This window comes from Halomonas sp., from assembly GCF_033549285.1.
Lineage (GTDB): Bacteria > Pseudomonadota > Gammaproteobacteria > Pseudomonadales > Halomonadaceae > Halomonas.
The window spans coordinates 1-10,308 of sequence record NZ_JAWSUJ010000126.1 but is presented as its reverse complement, the minus strand read 5'-3'; the positions used below and the strand labels follow the sequence as shown (position 1 = coordinate 10,308).

The window sequence follows — 10,308 nt, the reverse complement described above, 5'->3', positions numbered from 1 at the left end:
GAGCCGACACGGTAGGTGGATGGTGGCAGCGCTGCCACCTCGGGGGTGGGTCAGAAGCGTTGGCCGGTACTGGGTCACTTTACTTGGCCATTAACAACACTCAATCAAGCTGACTGGAGTCTCGCGCGGGAAACGCGGCGGAAGCCGGGTTCCGCCGCGCTTGGGGTTATTGCATGTCGTTAAAGGCCGCGTCGGTTCTTGCGGCGAGGACGAAATCATTTTTGTGCAGGCCACCGATTTCGTGGCTCCACCAGCTAACGGCAACCTTGCCGTATTCCAGCACGATAACCGGGTGATGATCTTCGGCTTCTGCGAGATCACCAACCTTGTTGGTGAATTCCAGCGCCTTGGCGAAGTTCTTGAGCTTGAAAAGCCGGTGAAGCTGCTCTTCACCTTCAACCACTCGGATTTCCCAGTCCGGAACATCCTTGTGCAACTGCTGCTTTTCTTCCTCGGTCGCCTTGGGCGCATCCGGGCTGCAGGCTTCACAGCTATGTTCTTTCAGATCGCTCATCTCAACCTCCAGGGTTGTTGGCTGTACTACCAAGGGTGGAGTGTACCCTTGGCATTATCAACACCTCCTGGAAATCCTGCCGGCGCCAGAATACAGCATCCGGCGGGGGCCGATGTGAGCCGGAAGCCCACCAGGCTCGTTATCCCTTCTCAGCACACAGCAGGCCGCTGCGCCGGATCTCCCCCAGCCGCCCGTCGCCGATCCCCGCGATCCGGGTGAGTTCGCCGGGCACCCGCCATGGCCGGCCGGCAATGATGTCCGCGGCGCGCGCCGGTCCCACGTGGGGCAGCTCTGCCAGGCGAGCGGCGTCGCTGCCGTTCAGGTCGATGCAGCTCGCCAGCCGCTGGGTCGCCACCAGCTCGCCGCTGCCGGCCTGGGTCGCGACCAGCGCCGCGCCGTTCAGCGCCAGGTAGACCGGCGCATGGTCCGAGACCCGGTCGCGCGCCGCCTGGTGGGCCAGGGGCAGCAGCTCGGGAAAGCGCAGGATGCCCTGGCCGTCGGGGGCCAGTCGCCCGGCGTCGTACCAGAGGTTGTCGTAGAGGCTGGCGTACTGGCCCGCCGTGGTCGCCAGGGTCGAGCGCCCCTCGGTGATCGCGGGCCTGGCACCCCGCTCGCGAAGCGCCCGCCAGGCCGGATGGTCGGGCGGCAGGTTGAAGTCTCCCGCCAGCAGCCGCGGCGTCTCCGGATGGACCTCGCCCAGCCACTGCCAGTAGTCGGCCAGTGCCTCGATCTCCGGGAGGCGGTCGCCCACGCTGTCGCCATAGATCACGTGCACGGTGGCCAGGGTGAACGCCTCGCCGCTCTCCACATCGCGGAAGCGCGCCGAATAGGGCTCGCGCGAGAAGACGTCGCCATGGTCGATGAACACCACGGCGCCATCCTCGTAGGCCACCTCGCGCTCCCGCCACAGGAAGCCATAGTGCTCCTCGTAGGCACTGCGCCCCAGGGCGTGGCTGGCCATGGAGGACCATGCCTCGCCGGAGAGCGCCTCCAGCTCCTCCTCCAGCGCCTCGAGCGCCGCTGGGTCCATCAACTCCTGCACCGCCAGCAGGTCGAAGTGGTTGGCCACGTGGGCCACCTGCGGCATGGCCTTGTCGTTGTTCCAGCCCAGGTGCTTGATGTTCCAGCTGCCGACGATCACGTCGGCCTGGGCGAACAGGGGGAGCAGGGCCAGCAGCCCTGCGAGCCGGATACGGGGCATCCTTCCTCCGCGCAAAAGGCCGCCATCCTGGCGGTTGCGTAGAGAATCATCAATGCCTTCTTCAGGAAACGGGAATGTCATGACGCCGACAAGCCGGTGTCATGGGCATGCACGACCATGCTGCTGCCATGACGCCCACACCACCACCTACCTGCGCAGGAGCCCCCGATGACGATCTCGCGTCGCGATGCCCTCAAGCTCGGCCTGAAGGGAGGCGCCACCCTCGGCGCCTGCCTCACCGCCCCCTCCATCGTGCTGGCCCGGGGCCGGCGACCGGTATTGCCCTATGGCGTGATGAGTGGCGACATGCGCCACGACCGCGCCATGCTCTTGGCCCGCGCCGACCGCCCCTCGCGCATGCTGGTGGAGGTCGCCGACAATCCCGGATTCCGCGGCGCCCGCCAGCTCACCGGCCCCGAGGTGCTGCCCTTCACCGACCTCACCGCCAAGCTCGATGTGAGCGGCCTGGCCGGCATGGATACCGCCCACTATCGCGTGCGCTTCGCCGCCCTGGACGACCACCGCGCCGTCAGCGAACCGGTCGTCGGCCAGTTCCGCCTGCCCCCGACCACCCCCCGCAACGTGCGCTTCGTCTGGTCCGGTGACACCGCCGGCCAGGGCTGGGGCATCGACGAGTCTCGCGGCGGCATGACCACTTACGCCGCCATGCGCCGGCAGCGCCCCGACTTCTTCATCCACTCCGGCGACACCGTCTATGCCGACGGTCCCCTGGAGGAGAGCGTGACGCTGGCCAATGGTGAGACCTGGCGCAACCTGGTCACGCCAGAGAAGCGCAAGGTGGCGGAAACCCTGCAGGAGTTCCGCGGCCAGTTCGCCTACAACCTGATGGACCCCAACGTGCGGCAGTTCAATGCCGAGGTGCCCATGCTCGCCCAGTGGGACGACCACGAGACCACCAACAACTGGTACCCGGGCGAGATCCTCGACGACGGCCGCTACATCGAGAAGAACGTCAGCCTGCTGGCGGCCCGCGCCCGCCGCGCCTTCCTCGAGTACATGCCGCTGCGCCAGATGCCCGACGCCCCCGGCCGCATCCACCGCCGCTTCGCCTACGGCCCCGGCATCGAGGTGTTCATGCTGGACATGCGCAGCTACCGCGCCGCCAACAGCCGCAACCGGCAGGAAGGCGGCGAGGCCACCACCTTCCTGGGGCAGGACCAGCTGCGCTGGCTGCTCGACGGCCTGCGCCGCTCCACCGCCACCTGGAAGGTCATCGCCGCCGACATGCCCATCGGGCTGGTCGTGCGCGACGGCGAGCACTTCGAGGCCATCGCCAACGACCATGGCGGCAAGCCGCGGGGCCGCGAGATGGAGATCGCCGACCTGCTGCGCGCCATCCGCGACGAGGCCATCCACAACGTGGTGTGGCTCACCGCCGACGTGCACTACACCGCCGCCCACCACTACTCGCCGGACCGGGCCAGCTTCAAGGAGTTCGCACCCTTCTGGGAGTTCGTCAGTGGTCCGCTGCACGCCGGCACCTTCGGCCCCGGCGAGCTGGACGGCACCTTCGGCCCCGAGGTGGTGTTCCAGAAGGCCCCGCCGGAGGGGCAGTCCAACCTGCCGCCCTCCGACGGCTACCAGTTCTTCGGCCAGGTGGACCTGGACGGCGAGAGCGAGACCCTCACCGTCACCCTGATGGACTCCGCGGGCAGCGCCCTGCACACCCAGGTGCTGGAACCCCAGCGGGCCTGAAGACACAACCGACCCCGCAGCAGCTAGCGCCGCCGGCTCGCGAGAGCGGCGGCGCTGACGTGAAGGGGCTCACTGCCGATAGATGAACAGCGCGAATCCGGCCATGGCCAGCAGGAACAGCGTCAGGCCGATGCGCCGCGCCTGCGGGGACCGGAGCTTCATTACCAGTCCTCGCTCCTCGCCCAACGGATCATCCCCGCGCCTGCGGGGACCGGCCAGTGGCGATAGCGCACCGGGCGGCGACTAAGCGGATCATCCCCGCGCCTGCGGGGACCGGCGCCCTGGGGCTCGTCCTCGTTGACCTTGCGCGGATCATCCCCGCGCCTGCGGGGACCGGTAAAGGTGGCGGAAAGCATCGAGAGCCTCATACGGATCATCCCCGCGCCTGCGGGGACCGGCGTGTGGTGGAAACCGGCAACCAGTGGATCACCGGATCATCCCCGCGCCTGCGGGGACCGGGGGGCAGTCCATCCACTCGTCAGGAATCGGAGCGGATCATCCCCGCGCCTGCGGGGACCGGGACAGCAGCGGCGAATACCGCTGCGTGCACGCCGGATCATCCCCGCGCCTGCGGGGACCGGCCTTTACGAAGGGTAGAAGTAGCAACAGGAACCGGATCATCCCCGCGCCTGCGGGGACCGGGACAGCAGCGGCGAATACCGCTGCGTGCACGCCGGATCATCCCCGCGCCTGCGGGGACCGGGTGAACTCGTCGCCGGAGACGCGCGCGATCTGCGGATCATCCCCGCGCCTGCGGGGACCGGGCCTCGAGCTGCTTCTCGCCTTTCTGCAGGAACGGATCATCCCCGCGCCTGCGGGGACCGGCTGGGACGGGGTGGTACCGTTATTCTGCCAGGCGGATCATCCCCGCGCCTGCGGGGACCGGACCGGGGAATTGGAGACAAAGGTGTCACTCTGCGGATCATCCCCGCGCCTGCGGGGACCGGTTGCTGATGCTGATGCGGCGGGCGACCTCGCCCGGATCATCCCCGCGCCTGCGGGGACCGGACCCAATCAGCGGCGACCATCCAGCGCGTGGACGGATCATCCCCGCGCCTGCGGGGACCGGCCCGCCGGAGATGCGCCGGCCGCTGACCGAGTCGGATCATCCCCGCGCCTGCGGGGACCGGGGCAGCGACGGCCAGACGACGATAGGTCTTGCCGGATCATCCCCGCGCCTGCGGGGACCGGGTATCGATGGCCGTACTCTTGCGGCTGAATAGCGGATCATCCCCGCGCCTGCGGGGACCGGACTCAGGCCATTCGCAATATTGTGATGACCAACGGATCATCCCCGCGCCTGCGGGGACCGGGCGCTCGCCGCTCAGGTTCGTCCACAGGCTGCCGGATCATCCCCGCGCCTGCGGGGACCGGTTCAGCGCCGAACTGCTCAAGGCGCTCAAGGCGCTCAAGGCGCTCAAGGCCGGATCATCCCCGCGCCTGCGGGGACCGGTGGCAATAGACGGCCAGTTCGCCACGATCCAGCGGATCATCCCCGCGCCTGCGGGGACCGGGTCAACATGCTCAAGGACGGCAGCGCCGGCCTCGGATCATCCCCGCGCCTGCGGGGACCGGTCGTAGAGGTTGATGTACAGGGTGGGGTCGTGCGGATCATCCCCGCGCCTGCGGGGACCGGACCGAACGTAACATGCACGATGATTCCGATTTCGGATCATCCCCGCGCCTGCGGGGACCGGGTATCATTGATGTCGAAGACACACGTACATGGAGGATCATCCCCGCGCCTGCGGGGACCGGTACATCGGCACCACCTTCATGGTCGAGGGCTACGGATCATCCCCGCGCCTGCGGGGACCGGGAACGCCTGCAGAACGACCTGCGCCGCCAAGGCGGATCATCCCCGCGCCTGCGGGGACCGGACCGACTACGGCGACGGCGACGGCTTCTCGACCGGATCATCCCCGCGCCTGCGGGGACCGGATGAACTACTGCAACCTCTACCTGACCACCAACGGATCATCCCCGCGCCTGCGGGGACCGGATGTCCGCCGGCATTGACAGGGTCGACATCACCGGATCATCCCCGCGCCTGCGGGGACCGGTGGAACTGCTCGACGGTGAGGCGGCGGCGCTGCGGATCATCCCCGCGCCTGCGGGGACCGGCTCATGCCACTGTTGCCGGCGGACGAGTCGGTCGGATCATCCCCGCGCCTGCGGGGACCGGTCCGATGAGAAAACCGGCAGCGAGAATAGCAGCGGATCATCCCCGCGCCTGCGGGGACCGGTGCCCGGCTCGCGCCCATGAATAGCCTGGAGCCGGATCATCCCCGCGCCTGCGGGGACCGGAAGCACGATACGGAATTCGCCCGGCTCGCCGTCGGATCATCCCCGCGCCTGCGGGGACCGGGCCTCGCCCTCATTAATCGCCACCTGGAAGGCCGGATCATCCCCGCGCCTGCGGGGACCGGTTGCGCCGCGATTGGTACTTTGTGGGGGACCGCGGATCATCCCCGCGCCTGCGGGGACCGGAAACTACCTCAGGAATTCCGGAATTCCGGAACCGGATCATCCCCGCGCCTGCGGGGACCGGATCCTCTGACCGTGTCTACCGTGGCGGTGCTACGGATCATCCCCGCGCCTGCGGGGACCGGACTAATTGTAGCCAACTGTTTACAAAGAAGAAAATCGCCAGCGGAATTTCCACCGGCGATTTCGCTTACTTTTTAACCCGACTAGATTGTTAAAGATCTCGACAAATCAATCAGTTGACTGAGACGGCAGAAAACGCACCAGCCGCAATCCGTCATGATCAATCGGCTCGCGTCGGTTGGTGCCATAAGTCTGGAATTCGAAGCCGGACTCATGGTTGCTGGACCATGCCATCACGATATTGCCTTCCTCGGCCAGTGCCTGAACCTGCTCCCAGATCATCTCGCGTACACGCTTGGAGACATCGCCCACATACACGCCGGCGCGAATCTCCAGCAGCCAGACGGCGAGCCGGCCGCGCAACCGCGGCGGCACCGCCTCGGTCACTACCACCAACATCGTCATATCACTTGCTCCGATGCCCCTGGTCGCCGACGGACTCCGGCTCGGGAATCGCCGGCGGCATGGCTTCAGGCGCAGGGGGCGGTGGCTCGATCTCCCCGGCCGCCAGCACTTCCTCGATCATCGGAATCAGGCGCTGAAGCAACTTCGTCTGCTTGAAAGCATCGCGGCAGGCGATGCGTACTTCTCGCTCGGGTGCGACCGGGCTGCGCGCCGCCACTCGGAAGGCAGCAGGCACGACCGTCTCGAACTTGACGATATCGGCGATATCGTAGACGAAGCTCTGGGGCTTGCCGGTGTGCAGGAAACCGATGGCTGGGGCATAGCCCGCCGCCAGAATCGCCGCCTCGGTGATGCCGTAGAGGCAGGCCGTGGCGGCAGACAAGCATTGGTTGGCCACGTCGGAAGCCTTCCACTGGTTGGGGTCATAACGCCGACCTTGCCACTTCACACCATACTGCTTGGCAAGCAATTGATAGGTCTTGCGTACCCGGGCCCCTTCCATGCCACGCAGCTGATCGACGCTACGCCGCGAAGGCGGCGGCTCGCCAAAGCGCAACTCGAACATCTTGCGCACGACCTTGAGCCGCAGCGAGTCATCCAGTGCCAGCTGCGCCTGGTAGAGCAACTTGTCGGAGCGAGCTCCCCCGGGCTGGCCGGCACTATAGAGACGCACGCCGGCATCCCCGACCCAGATCAGCAGGGTGCCGACGACCGACGCCAGCTTGACGGCGGCGTGAGAGATTCGGGTCCCCGGCTCCAGCAGCAGGCAAGCCACCGACCCTACGGGGATTTGCATCCGTTCCCCGTTGACCTCGTCGATGACCACGAAGGCGCCGTCGCGCACATCGATCTGCCCCATGCCGACGAAGATCATCGACATGCGGTCCTTCTCGGGGATCGGCTTGAGCGGAATGAATCCCATACTGGCCTCCCTGCCGGTGAAATGTCGCTATGGCCGACGCAATAGCATCAGGCCACAACCGAAGGCCTTGGCGCGCCCTACGCCTTGAGCCAGGGTTTCGATCAGCCGGCCCGGGTCGGTGACGTCCAGAAGACCTTCATAGTCGACGCTGAAAAAGCGGATGGGACGCCCCCCGTCTTTCGACAAGGCATGCTGACGATAGGCCCCGACTTCCGGCTCAACCGGCAAGCGGAAACCCCACGACTCGGCGCGCCCTACCAACCACTCGCGAGCCGCGACATCCATTGCTTCGACGCATGCCTGGCTTTTCCTCTCACCACCTGCCTCAAAGGGATACTTGGCCGCCATCAGCACATCGGCTCGGCGCCCGCGCTGGCCCGCGACCGACTTTGCCACCGTCGGATTGGCCCGCAGGCGGAAGGCGAGCCGATCCCCGACTTCCAGCACCGGCGAAAAAGACTTGCACTGCGCCTCCAGCAGCCCGGCAATCGGGACCGGCTCGCGATCAGACAGCACATAGAACAGCGGCAGCCCCCGCGGAGCCCCGCCCTCTTCGGGCTCCTCCATTTCCTGACGAAACAGGAATGGCCGCGCGGCCTGGTGATCCGGAAACAGCCGCCAGAGCAGTTGGTGGGCGGCGTAGGCACGCCCATCCATGATGTCGAACAAGGCCCCTCGAGAGAGGCCATTGAGATCGACACGTACTCGAGAAAGGTACATCAGGATTCCTCCCTTGCCCGTGCCACGCGGCGATACTCGGTGCGCGGCCCGAACTGCCAGCGGCGGCGATTGAGCGGCACATCCCAGGACTCGCTGGACTCCACGCCGCGGGCATGGCCATCCAGGGCCTCGGCGTCACCTTCCCAGGCGTAAAGCACGTTCTCCGGCAGCCTCAAGGCCCTGCCCTCGTCGTCCTGATTCTTGCCACAAAGCGGCAGGAAGCCGGCATCCAGGGCGTCTCTCAGGTGGGCGAACGCCTCTCTGCGGGGCGCAAGAGGCGCCCCCGGCGGGCACGCCTTGCGCCCCAGGTAGAGTGGGAAGTACGGCGTCTTGAGCGCTTGCTCCAGCTCCTCGAGCCTCAACTCCGCCTGAGGCGTCAGCCAGGCGGCAACGGTCCACAGGCCGTCGCAGCGGTAGTCACGGCTGGAGAGAATGGTATTGATGACCTTCCTGGGCGCACCCAACTCGTCTCTCCGCGTGCGATAGGTCACCTTGGACTGCGAGGCCGGCACCTGCACCGTGTGGTAGTCGCGCAGGAGGCTACCGGGGGAGCGCTGCTTGATGGCGATACCGACGCTATCGCGCAGTCGGCGCTGTCCCTCGTCGTCGTCTCGCCGCACGCCCAGCGCCGCGCCGAGCAGTCCGACGATGGCGCTGCGCCCGGGATAGGTGGCGGTGGGGCGCGACTCGCCAACCGCCGCCTCGCCCCAGCTGGCGAGCGGCGCATAGAGCCGAAAGACCAGATATTCCGTCATGACGCCTCCTTACTGCCCGTCAACCAGGAAGTCGATCAGTTCGGGGAGGCTACCCATGGCCACTTCGCCTGAGAGATGCGGCGCCCGGTAGTCGGGGTCCGCGGCCAGGACGAAACGCTGCTCGGCGCCAGGGCCATAGGCATCGTCGAAAGCCTGCGCTTGGCGTTCAAGCCGTGCAATGGCATCCAGCGACTGGTCTTGACCCGCGACAGGACGCAGGAAGGCGGCCGAGAGCGAGCGCGGCTGCTGGGCCCCTTTCTCGGCCAACACGTAGCTGGCGTGAGCACGCGAGCCGAAGCTGTTCTGCTTGCCCTTGGGCGAGGTCTTCACGGCTGCTTCCACCAAGGCCGCGATGGACCGATCGGCCAGTTCTTCGTCGCCGCCCAGATTCTCGATCAGCTGCCGGCGATCGATGCAGACATAGCTGTAGAACAGGCCGGCACCGAAACCGGCTTCGCCGACATGCGCCGCACCGCGATGCTCATCGCCGCTGTTCAGGTCATCCACTGCCGTGAAGTAGTCATCCTCGACCTCGGCAGCATGCACGGTAATGGCGTGGGCCACCTGGCAGGCGGCCTCGACGTTGAAGGCCGGTGACGCCGCCAACATACGACCGAATAGTGCGATATCCACGGCCAACGGCTTGTGCCGCAGCAGGTCGAGATCATCTTTCGTCGGCGCGCGACGCTCGTCGGCAAGCCTATCGACCAGAGCGTCGACCGCCGCCTGCTCCTCGGGGCCAATGTGGACCAGCTGGCTGGTTTCCAACTCGCCCTTAGCCACATCGCCGAAGACCTTGGCGATCTCCGTGGCCCAGACTTGGGCGTCCTTCTCTTGCACCCCTTTTTCCTGCAGGTGCTTGGCGGCCTGGATGCCCACCTGCTTGGTGCGCTTGCCGCGATGCTGGCCGACGGCTTCCTCGAACAGCGCCGAGGTCCGCCAGGTCCGCTTGAGACTCTGCGACGAGACACGCAGTCGCTTGGCACCGCCCATGATGGCAGTCTTGGGCCGGCCCAGGTCATCGCGGTTGAGGTTGGCCGGCGGATAGGCGGTCAGCAGGTGTAGCTGGATGAAATGGCTCATGAGGTTGGCTCCCTGTCGTGGTTGACGGATCACGGGGTGTCTTGCCGATAGCCGACCGTGGCGCCGAAATAGTCGTTGGCCCAGACAAAGCCCAGGCGGCGGGTAGGTTGCGGCGACACTTCGCCCTGATATTCGCGCCACCACAGCGCGATGTTATCGGCTAGGTGGACGACGCTGACGCCGCGCTTGTCGATCAGCGCCAGGGCACGGCGCAGGCGCTGCACCAATTCCTCCGGCGTGCGCGACGTCATCAGTTGCTGAAAGCGCAATTCGCTCATGCAAGGCTTGCCGGTTTCCCGCTTCTGCTGTCCGAGCCGCGCCCCCAGCGGCACCCTGGGCGCCTCCTCGCGCAGTTCGGCCACCACCAGGGCGATACAGGCCC

The 10,308-nt window shown here is 66.8% G+C and carries 9 protein-coding genes and 1 CRISPR repeat array; of the genes, 1 reads left to right on the top strand and 8 read right to left on the bottom strand.

Going from position 1 to position 10,308, the window contains the following annotated elements; translation table 11 throughout:
- Window positions 1-166: 166 nt before the first annotated feature.
- A complete protein-coding gene (locus tag SCI24_RS19295; RefSeq protein WP_278032096.1) occupies window positions 167-514 on the bottom strand; it encodes a 4a-hydroxytetrahydrobiopterin dehydratase in 348 nt (115 codons plus the stop codon).
- A 139-nt stretch (window positions 515-653) separates the two neighbouring features.
- Window positions 654-1,715 carry an endonuclease/exonuclease/phosphatase family protein gene (locus tag SCI24_RS19290; RefSeq protein ID WP_318726923.1) on the bottom strand — a complete coding sequence of 354 codons (1,062 nt, stop codon included), beginning with the start codon at window positions 1,713-1,715 and terminating at the stop codon, window positions 654-656.
- Between the two features lie 168 nt (window positions 1,716-1,883).
- Here SCI24_RS19290 and SCI24_RS19285 point away from each other — a divergent pair, with 168 nt between their 5' ends.
- A complete protein-coding gene (locus tag SCI24_RS19285) occupies window positions 1,884-3,431 on the top strand; it encodes an alkaline phosphatase D family protein (RefSeq protein ID WP_318726922.1) in 1,548 nt (515 codons plus the stop codon).
- Between the two features lie 186 nt (window positions 3,432-3,617).
- Window positions 3,618-6,043: direct repeats of the CRISPR family, unit length 29 nt; unit sequence CGGATCATCCCCGCGCCTGCGGGGACCGG.
- Window positions 6,044-6,149: 106 nt separating this feature from the next.
- On the opposite strand, the gene cas2e is transcribed toward SCI24_RS19285, so the two are convergent.
- The 6 genes from cas2e to casB all read right to left on the bottom strand — a co-directional run.
- Window positions 6,150-6,446 carry a type I-E CRISPR-associated endoribonuclease Cas2e gene (gene cas2e, locus SCI24_RS19280; protein WP_318726921.1) on the bottom strand — a complete coding sequence of 99 codons (297 nt, stop codon included), beginning with the start codon at window positions 6,444-6,446 and terminating at the stop codon, window positions 6,150-6,152.
- A gap of 1 nt (window position 6,447) precedes the next feature.
- Complete coding sequence (cas1e, locus tag SCI24_RS19275; RefSeq protein ID WP_318726920.1) at window positions 6,448-7,368, bottom strand: type I-E CRISPR-associated endonuclease Cas1e; 921 nt, start codon at window positions 7,366-7,368, stop codon at window positions 6,448-6,450.
- 27 nt (window positions 7,369-7,395) lie between these two features.
- Window positions 7,396-8,088: a type I-E CRISPR-associated protein Cas6/Cse3/CasE gene (gene cas6e / locus SCI24_RS19270; RefSeq protein ID WP_318726919.1), complete on the bottom strand. Its 693-nt coding sequence runs from the start codon at window positions 8,086-8,088 to the stop codon at window positions 7,396-7,398.
- The gene (gene cas5e, locus SCI24_RS19265; RefSeq protein WP_318726918.1) at window positions 8,088-8,843 is read right to left on the bottom strand and encodes a type I-E CRISPR-associated protein Cas5/CasD; all 756 of its coding nucleotides are present in this window, start codon (window positions 8,841-8,843) and stop codon (window positions 8,088-8,090) included. Before cas5e ends, cas6e begins: the two co-directional genes overlap by 1 nt.
- 9 nt (window positions 8,844-8,852) lie before the next feature.
- Window positions 8,853-9,926, bottom strand: coding sequence for a type I-E CRISPR-associated protein Cas7/Cse4/CasC (gene cas7e, locus SCI24_RS19260; protein ID WP_318726917.1), 1,074 nt, complete (start codon window positions 9,924-9,926; stop codon window positions 8,853-8,855).
- A gap of 29 nt (window positions 9,927-9,955) precedes the next feature.
- A partial coding sequence (gene casB / locus SCI24_RS19255; RefSeq protein WP_318726916.1) for a type I-E CRISPR-associated protein Cse2/CasB occupies window positions 9,956-10,308 on the bottom strand: 353 nt, incomplete at its 5' end.